Source organism: Paenibacillus barcinonensis (assembly GCF_003217495.1).
GTDB classification, from domain to species: Bacteria; Bacillota; Bacilli; order Paenibacillales; family Paenibacillaceae; genus Paenibacillus; species Paenibacillus barcinonensis.
The window spans coordinates 120,070-142,775 of sequence record NZ_QJSW01000006.1; the positions used below are offsets into that span (position 1 = coordinate 120,070).

At 50.0% G+C, this 22,706-nt stretch carries 18 protein-coding genes; all 18 read right to left on the reverse strand.

The genetic code is table 11. The features are described from left to right. Positions 1-49: 49 nt before the first annotated feature. The 18 genes from DFQ00_RS11675 to DFQ00_RS11760 all read right to left on the reverse strand — a co-directional run bounded on the left by DFQ00_RS11675 (position 50) and on the right by DFQ00_RS11760 (position 22,671). Entirely contained in the window at positions 50-775 is a 726-nt protein-coding gene (locus tag DFQ00_RS11675) for a ThuA domain-containing protein (protein ID WP_110896656.1), read from the reverse strand. A gap of 162 nt (positions 776-937) precedes the next feature. Beyond that, entirely contained in the window at positions 938-2,110 is a 1,173-nt protein-coding gene (locus tag DFQ00_RS11680; protein ID WP_110896657.1) for a Gfo/Idh/MocA family protein, read from the reverse strand. Between the two features lie 200 nt (positions 2,111-2,310). After that, positions 2,311-3,333: a LacI family DNA-binding transcriptional regulator gene (locus DFQ00_RS11685; protein ID WP_110896658.1), complete on the reverse strand. Its 1,023-nt coding sequence runs from the start codon at positions 3,331-3,333 to the stop codon at positions 2,311-2,313. 223 nt (positions 3,334-3,556) lie between these two features. Beyond that, positions 3,557-4,642, reverse strand: a complete 1,086-nt coding sequence (gene glpX / locus DFQ00_RS11690; RefSeq protein WP_110896659.1) for a class II fructose-bisphosphatase — start codon at positions 4,640-4,642, stop codon at positions 3,557-3,559. A 700-nt stretch (positions 4,643-5,342) separates the two neighbouring features. Beyond that, a complete protein-coding gene (locus DFQ00_RS11695; protein ID WP_244213802.1) occupies positions 5,343-7,634 on the reverse strand; it encodes a glycosyl hydrolase in 2,292 nt (763 codons plus the stop codon). Positions 7,635-7,901: 267 nt separating this feature from the next. Further along, positions 7,902-8,288 (reverse strand): hypothetical protein, encoded by a 387-nt coding sequence (locus DFQ00_RS11700; RefSeq protein ID WP_110896660.1) that lies wholly within the window; start codon positions 8,286-8,288, stop codon positions 7,902-7,904. Between the two features lie 191 nt (positions 8,289-8,479). Further along, complete coding sequence (locus tag DFQ00_RS11705) at positions 8,480-9,022, reverse strand: (2Fe-2S)-binding protein (RefSeq protein WP_110896661.1); 543 nt, start codon at positions 9,020-9,022, stop codon at positions 8,480-8,482. Then, positions 9,019-11,334, reverse strand: coding sequence for a xanthine dehydrogenase subunit D (gene pucD / locus DFQ00_RS11710; protein ID WP_110896662.1), 2,316 nt, complete (start codon positions 11,332-11,334; stop codon positions 9,019-9,021). Before pucD ends, DFQ00_RS11705 begins: the two co-directional genes overlap by 4 nt. Before the next feature lie 42 nt (positions 11,335-11,376). Further along, positions 11,377-12,303, reverse strand: coding sequence for an FAD binding domain-containing protein (locus DFQ00_RS11715; RefSeq protein WP_110896663.1), 927 nt, complete (start codon positions 12,301-12,303; stop codon positions 11,377-11,379). 73 nt (positions 12,304-12,376) lie between these two features. After that, a complete protein-coding gene (locus tag DFQ00_RS11720) occupies positions 12,377-13,027 on the reverse strand; it encodes an NTP transferase domain-containing protein (RefSeq protein ID WP_167433680.1) in 651 nt (216 codons plus the stop codon). Beyond that, positions 12,993-14,009, reverse strand: a complete 1,017-nt coding sequence (locus DFQ00_RS11725; RefSeq protein ID WP_110896665.1) for an XdhC family protein — start codon at positions 14,007-14,009, stop codon at positions 12,993-12,995. The genes DFQ00_RS11720 and DFQ00_RS11725 overlap by 35 nt, the downstream gene beginning before the upstream one ends. 76 nt (positions 14,010-14,085) lie before the next feature. Further along, a complete protein-coding gene (locus DFQ00_RS11730) occupies positions 14,086-15,411 on the reverse strand; it encodes a 5'-deoxyadenosine deaminase (protein ID WP_110896666.1) in 1,326 nt (441 codons plus the stop codon). An 85-nt stretch (positions 15,412-15,496) separates the two neighbouring features. Further along, positions 15,497-17,092 (reverse strand): gamma-glutamyltransferase, encoded by a 1,596-nt coding sequence (ggt, locus tag DFQ00_RS11735; protein WP_110896667.1) that lies wholly within the window; start codon positions 17,090-17,092, stop codon positions 15,497-15,499. Continuing rightward, positions 17,086-18,333 (reverse strand): pyridoxal-phosphate-dependent aminotransferase family protein, encoded by a 1,248-nt coding sequence (locus DFQ00_RS11740; protein WP_110896668.1) that lies wholly within the window; start codon positions 18,331-18,333, stop codon positions 17,086-17,088. Before DFQ00_RS11740 ends, ggt begins: the two co-directional genes overlap by 7 nt. 6 nt (positions 18,334-18,339) lie before the next feature. Further along, complete coding sequence (locus DFQ00_RS11745) at positions 18,340-19,659, reverse strand: Zn-dependent hydrolase (RefSeq protein WP_244213803.1); 1,320 nt, start codon at positions 19,657-19,659, stop codon at positions 18,340-18,342. Positions 19,660-19,762: 103 nt separating this feature from the next. After that, entirely contained in the window at positions 19,763-20,140 is a 378-nt protein-coding gene (gene uraH, locus DFQ00_RS11750; protein WP_110896669.1) for a hydroxyisourate hydrolase, read from the reverse strand. Continuing rightward, complete coding sequence (gene uraD, locus DFQ00_RS11755) at positions 20,140-20,730, reverse strand: 2-oxo-4-hydroxy-4-carboxy-5-ureidoimidazoline decarboxylase (RefSeq protein ID WP_110896670.1); 591 nt, start codon at positions 20,728-20,730, stop codon at positions 20,140-20,142. The genes uraH and uraD overlap by 1 nt, the downstream gene beginning before the upstream one ends. Before the next feature lie 327 nt (positions 20,731-21,057). After that, complete coding sequence (locus tag DFQ00_RS11760) at positions 21,058-22,671, reverse strand: PucR family transcriptional regulator (protein ID WP_110896671.1); 1,614 nt, start codon at positions 22,669-22,671, stop codon at positions 21,058-21,060. Between the last annotated feature and the right edge of the window lie 35 nt (positions 22,672-22,706).

A 22,706-nucleotide genomic window follows, 5' to 3' on the forward strand; every position in this document is an offset into this window, starting at 1 on the left:
TGCCACACGCCAAACGTGCCACGGTCTGATTACAGGTAGAATGTCAGCCTCAGGTTTGATTGTCAGCCATGCCTGTGTACGCCTCGGCTGCGCCTGTCGATCTGCTTTTCGCCAGCTCTTTGCCCGCTGCTGTCCACAGGAAACCGCTGCGCATCATCTCGGTCACCGGCTTCATATCAACGATATCCGCATGATGTCCGAGCGAGTTATAGAATACACGCCCTGCGCCCCAGCGCTTCGTCCAGGCTACAGGCATATCTACAGGCCCATTTGCTGCGTGAGGACCTGATACGATCGGGAAGCGGGTGGTTGCCAGCACTTCCACGGCGGGATCAACGTGCAGGTAATACTGCTCACTTTTCACCTCGAAATCCTCGATGTGATCCAGGAGCGGACTTGAGCCACGTTTGATATTTACCATGTATTCCACACCGTCATTCCCCGGATGAGCTACCCACTGTCCACCCGTCATAAACTGCCAGTCTACGTTTGTACGGAACGCATCACACATGCCGCCATGCAGCCCGGCAAGACCTACACCGCTCTGTACAGCCGCCGAAACATTATTGACCAGCTCCTGCTCAATCTGTCCCATTGTCCATAGAGGTACGATCAGATCCAGCCCTCGCAGCTTCCCTGCATCCGCATAGGACTCCAGCGTGTCGGAAACTTCAACTTCAAACTGCTCTTCTTTCAAGATACGCTCAAAAATGGCCGCCACCTGCTCCGGCTCATGTCCATCCCAGCCGCCCCATACAATTAGCGCTTTCTTCATCAATTAATCACTCGCTTTCGCTTCATTCAATTAGGTCGTTCAGTGGAGCAGAATCAGAATATCTGACAATACCTCTAACTTATCTGCTGCTCTTGATGCTCTGCCTTCAACTACTGGCTTATCTTCTAGCCGCATCCCTGCTGTTGAATCGTAGCTCCAGCATTACATCTCTTCAAGCGTAACCCAGCGGCGTTCAGCGACCGAGCGTTCTACTGCTTCCAGTACAGCCTGGCAGGCAACCCCATCATGGAAGCTAGGTGATGGCTGACGGCCTTCCGAGATGGCGGTTACCAGTTCCAGCATCTCATGGGTGAACGTGTGTTCAAAGCCAATCGTGTGTCCTGCAGGCCACCAAGCTTCGGCGTATTTATGCGCAGGATCGGTTGCCAGTACACGGCGGAAGCCCTGCACATCCTCATCGTCCGTAGTGAAATACACTTCCAGTTCATTCATACGTTCAAAATCAAAACGCACACTGCCCAGACTGCCGTTAATCTCAAACGAATTCGTGCTTCGATGGCCAGCAGCAAATCGCGTAGCTTCGAAGCTGCCTAGCGCTCCGCCTGCGAATCGAGCCAGGAACAGTGTCGCATCATCTACTGTGACCTCACCTTTAGGTGCATCTGCACTTGAGCTGCCTTTCGCACTTAGGCCTGTCATCTCGGACGCAAGCGGACGTTCTTTAATGAACGTTTCACTCATGCCGATTACTTCCTGGAACTCACCAACGAGGAAACGGGCCAGATCAATCAAATGCGCACCGAGATCTCCATGTGAACCGGAGCCGGCAACTTCTTTTTGCAGACGCCATACGAGTGGGAAGCTCGGGTCCAGAATCCAGTCCTGAAGGAAGAACGCACGGAAATGATAGATTTTGCCCAGACGTCCACTCTGGATCAGATCCTTTGCAAGCTGCACGGCTGGTGAGAAACGATAGTTGAATCCAACCATGTGAGTGATGCCCGCCTCTTCGGCAGCCTGCAGCATCTCACGGGAATCGGCAAGCGAGAGCGCAAGTGGCTTCTCACAGAACAGATGCTTGCCTTGACGAGCTGCCTCAAGCGCAATCTCTTTATGAGCGTCACTTGGGGCATTGATATCAATCAGGTCAATATCATCCCGCTTCACCAGCTCACGCCAATCCGTCACACTCTCGGACCATCCAAACTGGTTTGCCGCCGCCTGTACGCCCTGCTCATTGCGCCCGCAGATTACTGACATTTCAGGCTGCAGTGGAGCAGAAGGGAAGAACATCGGTAAACTGCGATATGCATTGCTGTGGGCCTTCCCCATAAACTTGTATCCAACCATTCCTACACGAAGACGTTTTGACATGAACATTTCCTCCTCAAATCGAATGTATATAACCAATCTCATATCTAGATAAGTTCGACTAAAGATTTTACACAATCCACTCCGGTGATAAGCGTACGCTTCCGCTGTAGCTTTCTTACAGAAAGCTTTCAGGCGAACACTTCGCTTTTCCAGTTTTTTTTATACAAGCAGGAGTAACCATGAGCAGTTTCAACATACATTCAGGCTCGGAACCGACTGCTGGATGAGGCTCGAACAATCAATTCAGTTGGCAGAAGTGTCCTTGGAGACTGCAACGCTTCAGCAGGATGCATCAATTTGGAAACAGCAATCTCGCCCATCTCGAAAAAAGGAACCCTTACGCTGCTCAGTGCCGGAACCGCCATCTCGGCTGCATCCGAGTCATCATAACCAACGAAGGCGGGGAAGTCCTCGATCCGTACCCCTCGTTCACGCAAGCCATGCATCACTCCAATTGCCATCCGGTCATTGGCTGCAAACACCGCATCAATCTCATGCAGACGTTCAGCAATTATTGCTGCTGCCTCTATCCCGCTCCGTCTGCTGTAATTCCCTTCGAGCAGCAAACTCGGATCAAGCTCCATTCCAGCCTGTTGCAGGCCCAGGCGCACACCTTCCATCCGTTCCTGACTGTTCGAGTAGCTGTACGGTCCGTTCAGAAAAGTAATATTTCGATACCCTTGGTCGGTAAGATGGCGTATAGCAAGGCGGCTACCCTCGACATGATCAGCATCGACTTCAAAGAACGATTCCCCTGTAAAATGCTGATTCATAACGCAGAAGGGATGTCCTTCCCGGTCCAGCTGCTGAATTGCAGCCAGCTCATCATGATCATACCTTGCACCAAGAATGATACAAGCATCAATCTTTTGTCTTCGGAACAGATCGGTATAATTCATAACTTCACCCGGTGTTTGAAACATGACGAGCAGATCGAGACCGTTATCTCGCGCTTTGCTTCCAATGCCGCTTAACATTTCGGAGAAAAAATAGGCCGAGAACAGATGTGCCTTCGGAACATAAGGCAGAACGACACCCAGATTACCACTTTTGCTTCTGGCAAAGCTGCGGGCAAGTGCACTCGGCACATAGCCTAACCGCTCGGAAGCTTCAAGCACCCTGCGACGAGTCTCCTCCCTGATTGGTCCAACGCCATTGAGAACCCTGGATACCGTTGCCTCGGATACCCCCGCAAGTTCAGCCACTTCTCTGCGAGAAGCCATGTCTTTCACCCCCTTCAGATGGACTACGCAAGTTATAATCAATCGTAATATCATTTATGTACGCGCGTACATTTTCTCATGTCATGTAACCGTTGTCAATGCAAAAACAACAAAAAAATGAGGAATTCAGGCTGAGCCTTTTTCCTCATTTTTGATTTGTCTATAACACAGTTCATAATCACTACTATAAATAGAACATTATTGTGCAGATCAAGCCAGCGTGTTATGCCTTGGCTGCTGTAGCACTGGGCTCCTTGGAGGACTGATTGAATTCTGCCTGCTCCTTATCCTTGCTGAGCTTGCGCGCACGGTCCGACGGCTCGGAGGAAGCTTGAAGCTTGCGAACTTTATGCAGGACCTCCTTGTTAGGCAGAAAGTGCTGGGACCGAATAAAGCGAATGGTTTTAGTTTTGGCACGCATAACAATGGAATCCGTTTCTGCCCGATCATCTGCAAGGTAACGTACTCCACCAAGAATCTCACCAGGTGTTACACCCGTAGCAGCAAAAATAACATCCTCTGTACCGATCATGTCCTCCATCGTTAACACTTTGTATGGATTGTCAATTCCCATCTGCAGGCAGCGCTGGAACTCATCTGCATTGGCAGGCATCAAACGACCTTGAATCTCGCCTCCAAGGCAGGATAAAGCTGCTGCTGCAAGCACTCCTTCAGGTGCTCCACCTGATCCGACATACAGATCAATGCCCGCTTCCGGGAAAGCGGGAGCCATCGCTCCGGCAACGTCTCCATCACTAAGAAACTTGATCCGCACGCCCACTTTGCGCAGTGTCTTGATCGTGCTCTCATGCCGAACACGGTCCAGTATCATGACCGTCAGATCGGATATATTTTTGTTCAGAGCGGCAGCCGCCTTTTCAAGCGTTACCTCAACCGGATCTTCAATGCTGACCTTGCCAACAAGTGCAGGGCCAACCGCCAGCTTCTCCATATACATGTCAGGAGCGTGCAGCAGATTGCCTTTTCCCGCCACCGCAATGACGGACAATGCGTTATTCAGCCCTTTGGCTACAATCTCTGTGCCCTCCAGCGGATCAACGGCCACATCAACCTCAGGCCCTTCCGCATTGCCTACTTCCTCTCCAATGTACAGCATCGGAGCCTCATCCATCTCGCCTTCTCCAATAACAACTGTGCCGCGAATAGACACGGAATCGAACATGGCCCGCATGGCCAAAGTAGCCGCCTCATCCGCACTGTTCTTATCGCCTCTTCCCATCCACGGGGCTGAAGCTAATGCTGCCAATTCTGTTACTCGTACAATTTCCAACGCCAGCTCGCGTTCCATGCCTGCCACTTCCCTTCTGGTTTTCCACAGCATAACGTGAAGGACAGCCGAAATCTATCGCAAATCCATATCAATTCAATCTAAAATGAGCGTAGTGACAGCTTTTTCGCTCTGTTTTACTTATTTTAACATTTATTAATTTTATGAGTTTTTCGTGCTCAAGTCGTTTCTTCAACGCTTGATTTTGTTCCTTTTTCTATGTTCAAACATTAATATTTTTTCCAATTCTCTTGGCCGTTTTGGTACCTTTCGTTCGAATAGCTCCCCTCTCCTCTTCAGTGAAGCATTAACTTCCTCTAACTCAAGAAGCACCACGTTTTGCATTCACAATCAGAGCTGGCACTGCTCGTATTCTGACAAAATCGAAAACGATTTTCGAGAATGCTCGTGCACTTCAGTATTTGCTAATAAAATGGAAGTATCGAGTTGATTACTCGGATATTCCAGTGATATATAAATGACTGCAAAGAGATGTATTTTTAAGTATTAATCAGGACTTTAGCCTTTGCTAATGTCATAGATACAGTCTATATTGGATATCGAAAAATATGAGTTTACATAATATTAATTACGTTATATTTATAAGACAAAATAATCCATAATTTACCACCCTTTTAAAATTGGAGACTCATTCAACACAAAAAAGACCAAGTCAGTCGTATTACTGACATGGCCTTATATCTTATCTAATTCATGTTCATTAAGGTTCCATTCCCCACACCAACTGGTTGTTTACATACCCGGTAACCTTGCTATGGTTCGCATATTGATTGCCTGATGCCATGAAGGAATAGTCGTCTGCCTGATTGTAATTGGACCAGTTATTTTTGGAGAAACGCGCCTGGATCTCTGCACTCCCGCCTGGATTTAACACTCCGGCATTGCTGGTGAAGCCCAGCTCCACATAATAGTCAGCACCCGTAGCCGGTGATGTCATCTTCACAAATGTACTGGTAACGTGGGCACTTCCAATACTTGACCAATCCGTCCAAAAGGTCTGTGCTTCCTCACCATCAATCGTGTAATAATATCGTACCTTCACATCACTGAGATGGATATCGGTATCCCCGGAATTGATTAGCTTGAACTTGGGAGCAATGCCGCTCGTCGAGGCACTTGTATTGCCATTATACGCCTGAATCGTTAACTGAGCGTCCGTTGGAGCAACCGCCGAGCTATCCGTTACATTTAATTTAAGAACAGCAGCCTTGCCGCCATCAAAATGAAAAGTCAAACTCGACTGGCCCACAGGCAAAGTGGACAGGTAAGATGAGTTAAAAACCACCGTTGCTCCCGATGCGATGTAATCCTGCCCGGATACAAGATGCACACCACCCTTTGAAATGTTCGTGAGCTGATGCCCGTTCAACGTAAGTGCAATCGTAACATCCTGACCAGCCCCTGCTGCTTTATCAAAGCTTATACTTTCGGGTGAGATGGCTGCACCTGGATTCGGCGGATTCCCCTTCAGATCTGGCAGCTCATCCAGGGTAATTACGTAGTCGCTCTGATAGAGCGTCTTCAGTGTAGCCGGATAATTGAACGCATTGCTCATCAGATGTTCACCGTACCATGGGCAGAAATAGAGCCAGCCCGCTTTTTCCTCAATAAGATTCTTCACACTTGGAACGGTATCATTCTCTGTCATCGCCACCATCTTCTTGCCATTCGTCAGGTTCACGAGCTGATAGAAAATAGAAGTTATCGCATCCTCATTCGGTACACCGGACAAACCGTCATAACGATTGTAGATCGTATTATATTTGTCATAACCGACCAGATCCACCTGCTCATCTCCCGGATACCAGGCCGGCGAAGTGCTATATACATAGCTGTTGTACGTCCAGATCAGATTGTGCAGGTCATAGGTTTCCGTCAGCTCGGTGTAGAGCATATCCCATAACTTTTTATACACATCGGCTCCGGCAGAAGCCCACCAGAACCACGCTCCCTCTCCATTCAGTCCGCCATTCCCTTCTGCTTCATGATACGGGCGGAAAATGACGGGCACGTCGTTATCCTGTAAAATCTGCAGCTGCTCTGCCAGATCGGCAATCGTCAGCTTGACATACTGATATTCCTTCGTGCCGGGAACAACCGCTTTGGCTGTATCAAAATTCGTCTCGGTCGGTTTATAGGTCGCCTCCTTCCAATCTACGAAATCGCCCAGCTGATACGTGTTAAAGTTTCGTGGCACATTGATATGCCACGACGCAGTCGCAATTCCACCACGGGTATTAACCCAGTCAATCATACGATTGGTGGTTCCATCCTCCCAACCATAGAGCGGGTTATAATTCATAAAATCAAAACCGCGAATAGCCGGATATTGGCCTGTCAGATCATGAATCCATTCAAACTCCAGTTCATAATTCCCGTCATTTCCCCCTCCATAAATCTCCTGTTGTCCCGAAATAATGTTGTGTCCGTATACCTCCGTCAAGTAGTTCATTAATATTTGCGTTTCTGGCGTAGACTCAGGATCACTTAGGACAGGCTGCACATTCAGCGGATCAAGATCGGCATAATCCACAGTGAACGTATCGAAATAAGCGTATCCCCAGCCAGCCTTCAGCTGAATCGAGTTGTTGCCCTTGTTTAATTTGTGAAAACCAAAATCATAATCCGACCATGTTGTCGTATAGGGAAGCATATAGGAGCCTTTGGTCATTCCGTTAACCGCCAGATATTGCAGCCGGCCATCCATGCTGAGCTCCTGCATATACCGTGTGGAGATGCTGTACATACCTGTTTCCGGCACAGTTACGTTTAAAGTGATTGTTCCAGAGCCCTGCATCCAGACGAATCCACTCCCTGAATATCCGGGCTTGGGCTGTCCATAAATCTGGGTAACCACTTGCAATTCAGGGCTCAATTCCGCATCCTCGCCTTCAATGGTTAACAGTGGAGCATCCGCATGAACCGTAGCAGGTACTGTTACTGCCAACAAGCCTAGCAAGAGAGTGCCCATTAGCAAAGCACCTGTCAGCATCATAGCAACTGTTCTCTGAACCCTTTTCCTCCATTCCGTCTTCATCCCGATCTTCATTTCCATCTCCCTTTCCCTTTGAAATATGAGAGCGAAATGTGCATAACCCTGATCATGATGACGCTTTCAAAGTAAACATATCACGAGTGGATAATTCTGTAAATATACGGTTATTTTGATTGCGAAAACGATTCATTTCTAACCTTCGTAACCTGACATTCGTTCTAAAAATTATGTACACCTATATATATCTAGACCTGTAATCTGTTTTCATCTGACACCTGAATAAACATACTTCACTCTTTTTCGATCTCCTGACTCCCAGGTAATCAGAAACTCGGGTGAACTCCACTGACTTTTTTCTAATGCGATATCTTCTACGTTTTTCGTTACATCCAAAGTGTAATTTCCATCCGAAGAGGACAGATCATGATACTCCACGGTATGATTCGGGTATATCACCAACACTTTCACGTTTCTCGCTTTTTTCGCACGAGCCATCTCAAAGGATACCGTCGCTTTATATGTACCTTGCTCCCCACCATAACTTGCGGACACCTGACTGCTGTTTACAACAGCCTCCGCATTCTCTAAAGCAACCAGTAAGATTAGCAGCAGGCCTGCGATTACAGCAAGGACCATCCGTTTTTTTATCATCTAATCCCTCCCACGCAAAAAAATAATAAAGAATTTCTGCATCGTAAGCATGCTTCACATTCGCAGAAAAATCTCTATTATTCATAATATTACCATAATTACAGGTATGATAAATGCTGTTATTTAACATTCGAATGCTTTAAGCAGGCTGATGGCAGCCACTTCAACTGCGTTGTTTTCTATTTTTTTGATTATTGTGCAGTCTCTATCACCGTTTCCGTTACTGCTGCGTCACTCTTCTCTTTCCTAACATATCGTTCACTTGCTTTGTTTACCGCCCGAATAATCCCACCATACCCGGTGCAGCGGCAAAGATTGCCACATAATCCGGCTTCAATCTGCTCCTGCGAAGGGTTTGGACACTCGTCCAGCAGCGCCTTTGTTGAAATAATCATGCCCGGTGTGCAGTAACCGCACTGAAATCCTCCCTCTTCAACAAAGGCCTGTTGTATAGGATGCAGCTGCCCCTCCAGTTCGCCGCCAAGCCCTTCGATCGTCGTAATTTCACCGCCCTCACATTGATAAGCCATGAGAAGACAAGCATTCACAGGCTCACCATTCAGAAGGATCATACATGCGCCGCAGCGTCCAACCTCACATGACACTTTAGTGCCTGTCAGCTGTAATTCATTTCGCAAAATATCGACAAGCCGGGTTCCGGGAGCAACAAACAGTTGTCTGGAATGTCCATTAATCACTGCGCTCCATTCCTGTTCAAGCGGCTGGTTCTTCATGATGGCTTCACTCCTTCCGGCCAAAAAACATTGAATGCCTTGGTCAACTCTTCCCGCGGCACAGGAAGGCGGTTAACCCACACTCCTGTAGCCTGATGTATTGCTGCTGTAATGGCGGGGGCAAGCGCTACGGAACCAATCTCGCCAATGCCTCTCGGTCCAAATGCATCCCCTTCAGGTAAATCCTCAATGGCTTCCACTTCCAGATTTGTGTGAATGTCCTTGATGGTTGGAATCAAATACGTGTCCAGATTGCACGTCACATAGCGACTGTCCTGCATAACAGCATCTTCGGTCAGCGTAAATCCAAGAGCCATCACACTGCCGCCTTCAATCTGTCCCACGTACCCCATCGGGTTAATAACCGGGCCAGCAGCTACAATATGCCGTGTATCCAAGAGCTTGGTTTCCCCCGTCAGCATATTTACCTCCACCTCTGCGGCTACTGCGGCATACGTATAGAGGTAGTGACCACCTACAACATGATCAGGAGTGGTCGGATAATGAAAGGTCGTATCAAAAATCCAATCCTTCGCTTCACCACACTGTACAAGCTCCGCATAAGTAGCCACCAAACTGGAAGAGGTCACGGATGGAGACGCCTGTACTTTGCTCCATATCCCCCTGGGGCCAGTCATCAGATTCTCAGCTGGCATACCTGAAATTTCGGAGGCAACCGTGAGCAGCCTTGAACGGAAGCCATGCTGCAACCGTTGCAGAGCCATCCAGGCCATCGTCGTGGAGCGAGAGGCCGTGCTGGAGCCACTATGCGGCACACGATCCGTATCTCCAATGACGATGCTCAGATCGGACGTGTGGCACTGAAACAGATCACAGAGCATGATCTCCAGCGTAGCAACGAGACCCTGCCCGAATTCCTCATAGCTGAATGCCACTTCTATCTTGCCTTCGGCGTTCAGGGAAAGCCGTCCCCCTGCCGGGTCTGGAATGCCGTACCCGAGCCCCGCACCATGCATTGCGATAGCGGCCCCGACCCCACGTTTTATCCAAGGTGCCCGTGACGCATCCTCTTCGGGATGAAGCTGCTTCTGCCATAGATCCGAGCGATCCAGTGCATCCCAAACTTGAGATAGTCCATCCGTAGGCAGAATTTGCTGATTCAATGGCCCCGGATCATGCTTCTGCCGCAGATTACGTCTGCGGAATTCCCACGGGTCCATATTCATCATCTGTGCCAGCCGATCCATCTGCCCTTCCATCGCAAAGATCGCCTGATTGCCGCCAAAACCGCGAAACTCGCCGGATAATCCGTTATTCGTATATACAGATACGCCCTCCACATCGACATGCGGAATTTGATAAGGTCCCATGCAATGCTCGGTACAGAAGTTGAGCACAGGTGCTCCAAGAGTCGCATAGGCACCTGTATCTGCTGTAATCCGAACACGATGCGCCTGTAAAATACCTTCACGGCTGATGCCTGTCTGCATCTCGATTTTCATCGGATGACGTTTCAAACCGGCCCGCACCGATTCTTTACGTGAGTTGTGCATTTTGACGGGACGGCCGCATTTTAAGGCAAGCAGTGCTCCGTAAGGCTGCACATTCAGTTCATCCTTACCGCCAAATGAACCACCAATGGGGGACGATACTACCCGAATATCCTCTTCGGGACAGCCGATAATCCGGGCCAGTTGCATGCGGTCTTTATATCCATGCTGTGTAGCCGCATAGACATTCAAACGCCCCGCTTCGTCTGGTACAAAAAGACCGCCCTCCGTCTCCATATATGCATGCATTTGTCTTGGCGTATAATAAGTCTCCGTTACAACATAAGCACAGGAAGCAAAAGCTTGCTCGGCCTCTCCACGTTTAATCTCCGTGCGGTGCAGAACATTGCCTGGTCCGTGCGTGTGCAGCTCTGGCGCACCAGGAGCAAGTGCAGCATCCGTGCTGTCCAGCGGCTCAAGCTCTTCATATTGCACCCGAATGGCATCCAGAGCCTGCATGGCCCGTTCGGGTGAATCCGCAGCAACAGCGGCAATGGCATCACCGACATAACGAACAATGTCCTCACAGAACACCGGTTGATCCGGTGTGGCGATGCCAAAACGATTAAGGCCGGGCACATCCTTGGCCGTTAACACCGCATATACCCCTTCCATTGCTTCCGCTTCTGATGTATCGACGGACACTAATCTTGCATGCGGATAAGCACTCCGCAGCACTTTACCATAAATCATATCAGGCGAGCTCATATCGGTCAGATACTGCAGCTGCCCCGTAACTTTCGGAGGGCCATCCGGCCGCAGGTGCCAACGTTTTCCACTTTGTTCCCGGTTAAGCAGCATGCTCTATCTCCCCCTTCATTGCTCGATCGTTAGAAAGCTTGATTAATGAAGAACCTGCCACAGCTCAGCTCCAAGCATATTCCCTGCCGCCTGTTTTCTGTACTCTTCTGTTGCAAAAGCATCGGTATAGGTTATAAACTCAGCCATGACCTGCGCAGCAAGCATGGGGGCCTGAGCAGCATCCGCTCTGCCGGATTGAAGCAGCTTCTCTGCTTCAGTCAGTCTCATAGCTAGGCCAGAGCCGCCGCCAGCGGCAATTGCAATACGGTCCCAGCGTCCATTTTCCAGATTAATCTCTCCGAATAAAGCAACCGTGACAAGCGAGGCTGTGAATACCTCTCTGCGGCCCAGCTTGCGGTAAAAGGCGATCGCGCGCTTGCGTTCCGAATCTGGGCTGCCACATGCTTGAGATGTAAGGTTGCTATCCGCCCGATTGAGCGGAATATGAATCGACACCAGCACATCCTCTGCGCTTCGTCCGCGATCACGGCCGCCAAGAAGCCAATCGGTGACAGGCTGAATCTCCATTCCATGGCGGGTCATCCAATGCAGGTTAGCATCATAGACAAGCAGTGCAGGCAGCGTATCCCCAATGCCCGATACGATGTTGCCTCCAATGGTTGCCAGGTTACGTACAGAAGGGGCGGCAATAGCCAGGACAGCCTCGCACAATATAGGAAGCTGCTGTAACAAGGGGGATGCCGAACATGCCTTTAATCGGGTCATTGCCCCGATCACCATCTGATCTTCTTGGATAGTGATTCCACTCATTTCGGGAATGCAGCTCAGACTAACCAGATGTTGAGGTAGAGCCTTCAGTTCTGCCTCCCATTGGGTCCGCAGCAGGGTGGCTCCCGCAGCATAACACCATGTCCCCTGAAGCTGCTCTCTCATATAATGCAGTTCCTGCAAACTATGCGGCTGCCATACAAGGGGCTGCGCACCCGATCCATATGCTGATGATGCCATGGCTTCCCCCTCCTTTCTATATGGATTGTTTAGATGCAATCAACTCCACTTTAACTTTGGTCGGAGTTCATCCTCAAGCCTCTCTCCACATCTGTCCTTCTGCATAATCCAGAATTCGCTTTAACTGTGGCTCTGTATCTGCATCCCAGAAGCTTTCCCGCGATAAAGGAATCTTCACGCCCCTGTATCTGGAGTTAACCAGTATTTTGCGAGCACCCTCATCTCCCTGAAGGGATAACAGCGGGCCAAACATGCAGGAGCGAAAAGCAACCGGCGGCTTCACTGCCGCTTCGTCGACTGCCGCCGCATAATCACATTGCGGGTGTGAAGTCAGTGCATCCAGAATATCATTAATATGCTGTGCCGTTAGTAGCGGTTGATCTGCCATCAGCATCAGTACCCCCTCAGGACTGCATTCCATGGCTGTCCTGAGGCCGCAGCGTATGGAGTTAGCCATACCTCCAGCATGATCATCACAGACTGCAATACGCAATCTGGATGCAGCAGTGCACCTGCCTGCAATAGTCCGCAAACATTCTTCTGGCAGCCATTCGAGGCTATCGCCAGGTTTAACAACACAGACAATCTGATCCAGAGCTGAGCTTAGGGCGACCCTTAGTGTCCAGCCCGCAAGTGCGATTCCATCCGGCATTGTCACCAAGAGTTTATCCCGTCCTAGTCTGCTACTGTTACCAGCTGCCAGAACGATACCTGTCGTTTGCATAAGCATCGCTCCCTTTTTCAATCATGACCATAGAAATCCCAGCAGCTTTCTGAACTTTACGCCGACACGCAATCAGCTCAGCAGCAATACTTATCGCAATCTCTTCCGGCCCGTCTGCTCCGATAGTAAGACCAACCGGACTATGCACATGCTTCAAAGGCGGCATTCCATCCAGTAAACGCTTTGTTCGGGTACGTGAGCCCATAATGCCAAGATAGGCATAGGAACTGTTCATTAGCAGCGCCAGCCATTCACGTTCCCTCGGAAATTGGTGACTCATCAGAAGAATATAATCCTGCTCCCGAATGCTCAGCTGTCCATAGACCTCCTGCGGAAATCCGAACATCAGCTCAGCCTCGGGAAATCGTTCAGCAGTACATAAAGACTCCCGCCAGTCTGTTACAAGCACCCGGAATCCAGCCGATCGCGAGAGCTTCACTACAGGTATCACATCATTGCCTGCACCGATAATGATCAAGCGTGGCTTAGGAACATACACCGATGTAAACTGTTGAGGAAGATTCCATTCATTCACAGGCAGTCGTCCCGATTCGAGCTTGTCAAACGCATACGTAACTCTCTGCCAGTCTTCGTCGAAGGATCGGGTGAACGAGACAGACGCTCCGAGATCGAAACATAACTGCATCTGCTGCATCATTGATCGCAGCTCTCCACAGATCGGCTCCAGTAGCACAACGACGAGGCCCCCGCAGCCAATTGTTTCACCCCAGGAGAGATCATCCTCCGGCCGCATATCATAGGAAACCAGGTCCAATTGCCCCGTCTCCAGCACACGGCTTACCCGTTCCTGAAGATCGCTTTCCAGACACCCCGGACTGATGCTGCCATATATTTTGCCGTTCTCGGTAAACAGCATCGAAACTCCCTGCTTTCGGTAAGCATGCCCCTCAACCTTGATGGCTGTTGCGAGCACACTTCGTGCTTCCCGCATCGCTATTGCACACAGATCATGCATCTCCATCTGAGCCGCCACCTTTCCATGCCATCCTTTTTAAGAGCCACCAAACTAACATCAAGCAGATGTCCTGGTGCGAAAGTTACATGCGCTTCATCAGACGCGCAATGCTTTTATCCGACTCCCGCAGCACAATGCTGCGGTCAATCGTTTGTATTTTGCGATTACTCAGTACAACGCTGCCATCAATAATGACCGTATCCACACAGCTTCGGGTTGCCGAATAAACGACACGAGAGTATATATCTGTTTCATAGGAAGGGTAGGTGTGAAAATCATCGAGATCCAGCAGAACCATATCCGCCTTTTTGCCTGCTTCCAGACTGCCGATCTCTTTGGACATGCCCAGCACCTCTGCTCCACCCATCGTTGCCATGCGCAGTACCGTTCTGGCATCCATCACGGTCGGTCCATGCGGCACCTTCTGAATCAGGGCCGTCATTCGCATTTCCTGAAACATATCCAGATTGTTGTTGCATGGAGCGCCGTCTGCACCAATACCTACGGCAATTTGCCGATTCAGCAGATCGGGAATCTCTGCAATCCCGGAGGAGAGCTTCATGTTTGAACCCGGACAATGTGTGACCTTGACTCCACGCTTGCGGATAATTTCCTTCTCTTCCTCACTCAGCCACACACAATGTGCGAGTACCAGCCGGGGAGTAGCCAGCCCGATGTGATCCAGATAAACGATGTTGCGCATCCCACGTTCATGTTCAACGAGTTCAATCTCGCCCCTGTTCTCTGAGGCATGGGTATGCACCTTGACGTGATATTTATTGGAGAGGTCGCGCACCTCTACGAGCAATTCCTCCGTGCAGGATACAACAAACCGTGGACAGAACGCATATTGAATGCGACCGCCACCGAATCCGTTCCACTTCTCCAGCAGATCCACACTTTGCTGCAGCGACTCCGCAGTATTCTCACGCAGAGGCTCAGGCACCTCATCCCCATGGTCCATCATCACCTTGCCCGAAATGACACGAATACCGCTCTGTGCCATCGCCTGAAAAGCAGATTCCGTATGATGCACCGTTTCCATATCCAGAATCGTTGTGGTGCCGCTGGAGATCAATTCACCAAGCCCAAGCATCGCTGAATAGTACACAGACTCCTCATCATGTGCGGCTTCCAGCGGCCAGATGCGCTTGCGGAGCCAATCCATCAGCTCCATATCATCGGCACGTCCACGAAACAATGTCTGGCACAGATGGATATGTGTTTGGATAAAGCCAGGCAAAAGCACCTTGCCCCTCGCATCAATCACCTGATCAGCCTGACTCTCTTCAATGTTCACTGCGATTTCTTTAATTTTGTTATCCTCTATAAGCAGATCGCCCGTAAATACGTCTTCTTCTGCATTCATCGTGACCAACTGTGCGCCCTTGAGCAAAATCGTACCCATGCCAATCTCCCCTATCCGGTTCTGTCTTCTCTATCGGTTATGTCACTCTCTACGGGATGCCGGAAGACCCGCCTTCCCCAAATGACTACAAGCCAATGGCCATGCCGTCTCCCCTGGGGTCAGCCGCACCGCTGATCATGCCATCCGCTCGAATAACGATGCCCTGTGCATGCCCCATAACTCCGTCCCACGGCGCTTTGACTTCCACTTTATGTCCCCAGCTGGCAAGAGTGGCACACACATCGTCGTGATACCGATTCTCCACTCGCAGCGTATCACTTTGTTCACCCCAAGTGCGTCCATACAGCCAGCGCGGCAGGTTGATCGCCTCCTGTATGCTCATGCCATAGTCCACTACGCCTGTGAGAACAGATAGCTGCGTTTGCGGTTGACCTTCACCGCCCTGTGTACCCAAGAGCATATAAGGCTTTCCGTCTTGTGTGACCAGAGCGGGCATAAGCGTATGAAACGTACGTTTGCCCGGCTCCAGAACGTTGGCTTCCCTCGGGTCCAGTGAGAAAAAAGAACCTCGATTTTGCATCAAAACACCCGTATTACCCGGTACATAAGCGGCTCCAAAATCAAAATACAGACTTTGAATAAATGAAACCGCATTGCCCTCGGCATCCACCACCGCTGCATACGCGGTATCCTGACCCATGGCTTGGGACAAAAACGGCTGAGCAGCAGTCGGATGAGCCTGGATTTCGCTCCACAATTCATGCGCATAGCTCTTGCTTAACAGACGCTCCAGAGGAATCTCTCTGAAATCAGGATCGGTCAGATAGCGATCCCGGTCACGAAAAGCTTTTTTCACCACTTCCGCCATCAGATGGTAAAATTCAGGGGACGTACGTGCTACGGCGGCCATGTCCACATGCTCCAGCATGTTTAACATCATCAGCATGGAGAAGCCCTGTGTGTTAGGCGGCAATTGATGAACTTTATAACCGCGATAATACGTGCTGATCGGCTCCACCCACTCGCCCTGATGCGCCGCAAAGTCGGCTGCTGCGAGCATACCCCCATCCTCTTGAATAGACGAAGTGATCTGCTTGCAAAGCTCCCCTGAGTAGAACGCATCCCGTCCACCGGATTGAAGCTGTCGTAAGGAGACGGCCAGCTGCTTCTGAAGGAGCAGGTCTCCTTCCTGCAGAAGAGTACCCTGTGGAGCAAATACCTTTCGCAGCGGCGTATGCCCCATAATCAGCTCCTCATCCTGCTTCAGCCATAACGACAGATCCCTGGATACCGGGCAGCCTTGTTCAGCATATTGCACTGCCGGTGCAAGCAGCTGCTCCCACGCCAGTCTGCCATAACGGGACCAGACCGCCCACCATGCATCAACCATCCCCGGTACGGTAATTGCACTAAGCACCCCTCGCCGAGGAATAGCATTTATGCCCAGCTTTTTGAACGTATCTGCATGAAGGCAGGACGCCGAGCGACCGCTTCCGTTATACGCGGTGACCTCACCACTTGCTCCATCGTGAATCAGGAAAAATGCGTCTCCGCCAATTCCGGTCATATGTGGGTACACCACACCGAGAGCTGCACTTACTGCTACAGCAGCATCATAGGCATTGCCACCCTTTTGCAGAATAGAGCTGCCCACAGCACTTGCCAGATAATGTGGTGTTGTCACCATAGAGCCTGTTGCCACCGGCATCTGGTTCAGCATAATACCCCCTCCTTCTCTTTCCCCGCATAGACATCGAGAGCAGCCTGTACTGCTTCGCCCGCGGATACATTATAGCCATGGCGCCGCAGCACTGCTTCCAGCGCGCCAAGCACATGAAGCACATTTCGTCGCTGACAGCTGAACCCCATTGTGCCGATGCGCCAGATTTTCCCTTTTAACGGACCAAATGAACTAGCAATTTCTATCCCGAAATCATGCAGCAACATCCTTCTGACCCTTTCACCGTCGATGCCTTGAGGAATCTTAATACAGCTCACCACCGGGAGCTTGCTGGACAGATCTCCATACAATGCAAGTCCCATCCCTTCAATGCCTGCCATTAGCGCCTGCTCATTGATTCGATGTCTCAGATAACGTGCCTCCAGTCCTTCCAGAAGCACAATGCGCAGCCCTTCATATAGACCATAAAGCATGGATGTAGCCTCCGTATGATGGTTCAGCCTTGCTGGCCCCCAATAATCCTGTAGCTGACTTAGATCCAGATAATTGCTTGCAATCGTTCGCTCCCCGGCACGAGCACAATCTGAATCCCGAAGTCCACGTTCGATCGTTTTCCGGCTGATCAGCTGCTGCTCCACACGACGGTTGTAGGTGAGCGGCGCCATGCCTGACGGCACGGACAGACATTTCTGTGTTCCACCGATTACGGCATCAAGATACCACGCATCCGTCTCTACAGGCGTACCGCCAATCGTTGCAACGGCATCCACCACCAGCAGAATATCCAGTTCCCGACAGACCTTTCCAACATCGGCCAGTGGCTGCATCTGACCAGTCGAGGTTTCACCGTGCACCATGGCAACAAGCTTTGGCTTGTGCAGATGAATGGCCTGGATCAATTCTTCCGGATCAAATGCCCTCCCCCACTCTGTTTCGACTAAAACAACCTCAGCGCCACATCTCTCGGAGATTTCCACGAGCAAATAGCCAAATCTGCCGTAGACTGGAACGAGCACCTTGTCTCCCGGCTGAATCAGACTAACCAGAACCGCTTCAATGCCGGAACGGGACGTGCCGTCCACCGGGTAACTCCACACGTTATTCGTCATATATAGTTCACGAAGCATAGCCATCGTTTCATTCATAAGTGAGGTGAATTCGGGATCAAATTGTCCTAGAACGGGAAAGGACATCGCTCGTAATACACGCGGGTCAACTTCAACAGGTCCCGGGGTCATAATAGTGCGTAAGGACGGGGATAATTCTTTGTAGACAGCCATCTTCACTCAGCTCCCGTAACCGTATTTATAGAGTAATCTGACCAGTACCCGAAAACCACGCATCAAGTCTTCTTCCGATGTGAATTCAAGCGGATTATGACTAATTCCACTGCAGCTCGGTACAAACAGCATCGCTGTCGGACAGGCAGACTGGAAAATCTGCGAATCATGACCGGCACCGCTTGCCATCAAGTAGCTGGACAACTGTTCCTGGAGACATATCTCCTGAATGTCGTGAATAATTCTGGCATCCATGGAGGTGGGGGCGACGGACAGATGCTCCTCCCACTCCAATTCAAGCTCGTGCTCCTCTGCAATTGTGGTAAACGCCTCGAGCATTTGCTTCCAGCACTGCTCCATACTCTCCTGCTGGATATGCCGAATGTCGAGCGAGAACACGGCTCGCCCCGCCACCACATTGCCCACACCCGGATCAGGGATCACCTGGCCTACCGTTGCCACCAGCGGATGTCCTGCCTGCAACGCAATTCGTCTGACTGCACTGATCATGTCGGCAGCACCGGCAAGAGCATCCTTTCGCCAGATCATCGGTGTTGTGCCTGCATGATTGGCTTCGCCACCGACCGTCACACTGAAGCGCTTCTGGCCTACAATAGCCGATACGATTCCGATGGAATGCCCCAATCGCTCAAGCACCTGTCCTTGCTCAATATGAAGCTCGATAAACGCTCCAATGTGACGCTTGGCTGACCGATAATTGCTATCAGGTCCAAAGCCTGCCTGAGTCATAGCGTCTTCGAACCTCGCTCCAGCCGCATCCCGCAGCTCACGCACATCATCCAGACAAGCCGCACCCGTTATGCTGCGTGATCCCCAATAGGCAAAGGGAAAACGGCTTCCCTCCTCTTCGCACAGCGACACAACCTGAAGCGTACGCCGAGGTACTCCGAACTGCTGCTTCAAATATTCCAATGCCAGTATTCCAGCCGCCACGCCGTAGGCCCCGTCATATTTACCGCCGTGGACTACGGAATCAATATGAGAGCCAGTAACAATGGGCAGATTGTGTTCGCCATTCGTAACAGAAGAGCCCGAATCAGCCTTCAGCGTGCCAAACAAGTTCCCGGATTGATCAAACTCGGCCGCAAGTCCCTTCTCCTGCATTTTCACAGCGAGAGCGTGCTGCGCATCACACCAGGCATGATCATATAACAGCCGCGTGACACCGCCCTGCTCATCTGCTCCATAACCTGCCAGCCAATCCAGCATTGCTTGCAATTCTACCTTCTCTATATTGGGGAGCATTATGCCATCTGAGAGGGAATCGTTTGTATTGAAAAAGGCATAACGCCCGGACTCATTCATAGCGTCGTTACCTCCGTTCCTTTAAACATAACCTTGCTGTTATTCCTTCATTTCTGATTTCCTGTTATCGCTGGATTCCTCCATTTTTGCCTCGTTAGCTTCATTAGCTCCCCCGATATGTGCTGTATCCTCCCGGAGCAATCAGGAGCGGAATATGATAGTGACTCGTCGCATCAGATACGGCAAAACGGATCGGCACCACAGTCCACAAGCAAGCAGGCAGTTCATTTTCATTGCCCCGTGTGAAATATGAATGCACATGGAAATGCAGCTCATATTCACCCGTTTGAAGCTTCCCATCCCCAAGCATAGGCTGATCAAGTCGTCCATCTGAATTCGTCAGCATTTCTGCCACCTTGATTTTGCCTGCTTCTGCTCCCGCACGTTCTATAAAAAACAATTCAATCCTGATTCCGACGGCAGGTACACCTCTGGACGTATCCAGTACATGAGTCGTAATGCGACCGTTATGATGCTCCATCAGACATCACCTGCTTTTGCGTCCTTCTCCGTAGCGTTTATATACGATAAGTTCACTAAAGAAAACTGCACGGATTCGGGTTCCTGCCCATGCTCTGCGAGCCATTGCTGCAGACGGGTCCCCGCTATTTTGGACACCTCCATTAATGCCGTCTCAAACTCCTGATGTGCGGCTCTCCCCTGTCGTTGTCTCATCGAATCAAGAATCGACTCCGTGGTATGCCCCTTCACTGCTAATATAAACGGAAAGCCATATTGGCTTGTATATGTGCTGTTTAACTGCTGAAGCTCCGTATACTGCTCCGGCGTGAGCAAATCAAGACCCGCACCTGCCTGCTCCCGGACCGAGCTGCTACTCATGCTAATCCTTGCTCCCAAGTCGGGATGTTTGCGAAGCAGCTCCAACTGTTCTTCATGCTCCGAGACAAGAACTCGCCCTAGCATGGTCTGCATCATCTCTTCGAAGGAATCGAAGGGTCGCAGCGGAGCGGCTCGCTCTGCTATCCAGGCTGAATCTTCAAACAAAGTACCAAAGGTCTGTACAAATTGTGATTCAGACCAGCTGTTAACGAGATGAAGTAGATCGTTCATGTTAACCCCCCCGGTCTTTTTAGTTCAGTGATTTTTCCTTATTCTAATCAGCATCTTATTATATGGCAACATTGTTTACACAAATTTGTAATATAACATAACGCAAAACACGTATATTGTTATTCATGCACGAGTTGTCGCGTAATCCTCTCTTTCCTCACGTCAATAAACCGCACCTCAAATTACGAAGTGCGGTTTATTCAGTGGTTTATTCTATGGGTATACATCGTTATATCCAATCGTTATACTTCACACATTCTGATTGCGGAGAAGCCTCAATCCGGTTTCCTATCCTAGCACATATCATTATTCTGGATTCTTCGCTTCTCAGATGCGGGGTCTGATTGAGGCTTTATCTCGCACAAATTTACGGAAGGTGAATACCAGCTTCAGCTTGAGCAGATCATTCGTTTTTTTGAAATCCATTTGCAACAGGCTCCCAATCTTCTCCATGCGATAAGTTACTGTGTTGCGATGCACAAACAATTGTTTTGCCGCCTCATTAATCAAACCATCATTCTCAATAAAAGACTCCAGCGTATTCATAAGCACCTGATTTGGATCACCGTCTCTAGCGAGTAATGGCTCCAGCACCTTATTGCAATAGTTCTCCATAATGTTCTCCGGTACATGCTGAAATACGTATGCAAACTCCAGCATTTCAAACTGTAGCGCGCGATCCTTCATTCCAAATCTGTGAGCAAGCTGACGTGTATCCAGACATTCATGGTACGCTTCACGCAGCGACACAGGCTCATGCTTCATTTTACTAATCCAGAAGCGCGGCCCCGGCGCTCCCTTGGCCTCCTGTGCTGTAAGCACATCCGCGAATCGGTTCAGAAGAAAAGCCGATAACTCATCGCCATAATCCCGTCCTGTTGGGCAGGTATAGATGGATAGAATGCCTTCATTCATCTGAAAATGCTGAGACACGGTAAATTGCATCAGTGGATTGTACTGCAGCTCCCGGTGAATCTGCTTGAGCAGTTTACCTTCAGCAAAAACGTTCGGCTCCAGTGTTGTCAGCACACATTGATACGTTCCCTGGAACAGATGCATGCCTTTATTTTCACTCAGAGTCATCAGTTCCTGAATTGTCAATTTCTGATCCACATATTGTGTAAGCAGCGTGCGCATCTCGTCCTGAACTGTCGGGTTTATATGCTCGCGATAGGTCATATCCATGTAAAAGGCAAGTACATCAGCCGCTTGCTGAAACAACTCCTCCTCCGCTCGCAAAGACAAGGCAGAGTCCGTATACACCAGCAGAAAACCATACTCCTCGTCACTTTGCCTGATCGGCACTCGATGGCAGCTGCCCTGATTCCATTTCACGCGATGCATGACCGATTTCCATGGCCAACCCTGTGTGACTATATGCTCTCCCATACCCTCATCACCATAGAGCACATGCCCCCGCGAACCAATGACAGCGATCGGGTAATTCAGGATGCTGGACATTTCCGCAAATACATTGCGATGCTGCTGTTGCTGTAGTGCAAACTGCATGAGCTTTTTCTGCTTCTGCACCACTTCATGCAGCAGACGGTGACTCCGTTCATGCTCCACCTTGAATAAAGCATTCATCTGATCGGAGAAAGTGAATTGGAACGGAAGCTCCAACAATGGCAAGCGAAGCCGATCGGCCTCCTCTATAATACCGTCAGGGATGGATTCCCAGAAACGCCCAAGCTTAATACCGAGTCCCGCGCACCCGCGATCATTCAGACGTCGCATCAAATGAAGTGCATCAGTCGCACTATCTTTCATAATAAAAGCCGTTGTAAACAGCATCTCTCCAGACTTGATCCAGTCCGCAATATCAGGAGCGTCCATAACATTCACGGATTTCATCATGCGCGAAGTCCCTTCTCCGCCCGCCACGAGTTTGGCCTCAGACAGCGGGTATACCTGTAAAGCCTCTTTAACGGTAAGTTGCATGGACAACACCTCCCACATACTTTACATAATTGCGT

Excerpts from the sequence above, each read along its gene's own strand:
- DFQ00_RS11760 (WP_110896671.1), bottom strand. The coding sequence starts at position 22,671 with ATGCAACTTACCGTTAAAGAGGCTTTACAGGTATACCCGCTGTCTGAG.
- uraD (WP_110896670.1), bottom strand. The coding sequence starts at position 20,730 with ATGAACGATCTACTTCATCTCGTTAACAGCTGGTCTGAATCACAATTT.
- DFQ00_RS11720 (WP_167433680.1), bottom strand. The coding sequence starts at position 13,027 with ATGCAAACGACAGGTATCGTTCTGGCAGCTGGTAACAGTAGCAGACTA.
- glpX (WP_110896659.1), bottom strand. The coding sequence starts at position 4,642 with ATGGAACGCGAGCTGGCGTTGGAAATTGTACGAGTAACAGAATTGGCA.
- DFQ00_RS11680 (WP_110896657.1), bottom strand. The coding sequence starts at position 2,110 with ATGTCAAAACGTCTTCGTGTAGGAATGGTTGGATACAAGTTTATGGGG.
- uraH (WP_110896669.1), bottom strand. The coding sequence starts at position 20,140 with ATGGAGCATCATAACGGTCGCATTACGACTCATGTACTGGATACGTCC.
- DFQ00_RS11700 (WP_110896660.1), bottom strand. The coding sequence starts at position 8,288 with ATGATAAAAAAACGGATGGTCCTTGCTGTAATCGCAGGCCTGCTGCTA.
- DFQ00_RS11675 (WP_110896656.1), bottom strand. The coding sequence starts at position 775 with ATGAAGAAAGCGCTAATTGTATGGGGCGGCTGGGATGGACATGAGCCG.
- DFQ00_RS11685 (WP_110896658.1), bottom strand. The coding sequence starts at position 3,333 with ATGGCTTCTCGCAGAGAAGTGGCTGAACTTGCGGGGGTATCCGAGGCA.
- ggt (WP_110896667.1), bottom strand. The coding sequence starts at position 17,092 with ATGCTGAACCAGATGCCGGTGGCAACAGGCTCTATGGTGACAACACCA.
- DFQ00_RS11715 (WP_110896663.1), bottom strand. The coding sequence starts at position 12,303 with ATGGCATCATCAGCATATGGATCGGGTGCGCAGCCCCTTGTATGGCAG.
- DFQ00_RS11705 (WP_110896661.1), bottom strand. The coding sequence starts at position 9,022 with ATGAAGAACCAGCCGCTTGAACAGGAATGGAGCGCAGTGATTAATGGA.
- DFQ00_RS11730 (WP_110896666.1), bottom strand. The coding sequence starts at position 15,411 with ATGGGTACGATTTTGCTCAAGGGCGCACAGTTGGTCACGATGAATGCA.
- DFQ00_RS11740 (WP_110896668.1), bottom strand. The coding sequence starts at position 18,333 with ATGGCTGTCTACAAAGAATTATCCCCGTCCTTACGCACTATTATGACC.
- DFQ00_RS11725 (WP_110896665.1), bottom strand. The coding sequence starts at position 14,009 with ATGGAGATGCATGATCTGTGTGCAATAGCGATGCGGGAAGCACGAAGT.
- DFQ00_RS11695 (WP_244213802.1), bottom strand. The coding sequence starts at position 7,634 with ATGCTGACAGGTGCTTTGCTAATGGGCACTCTCTTGCTAGGCTTGTTG.
- pucD (WP_110896662.1), bottom strand. The coding sequence starts at position 11,334 with ATGCTGCTTAACCGGGAACAAAGTGGAAAACGTTGGCACCTGCGGCCG.
- DFQ00_RS11745 (WP_244213803.1), bottom strand. The coding sequence starts at position 19,659 with ATGAATGAGTCCGGGCGTTATGCCTTTTTCAATACAAACGATTCCCTC.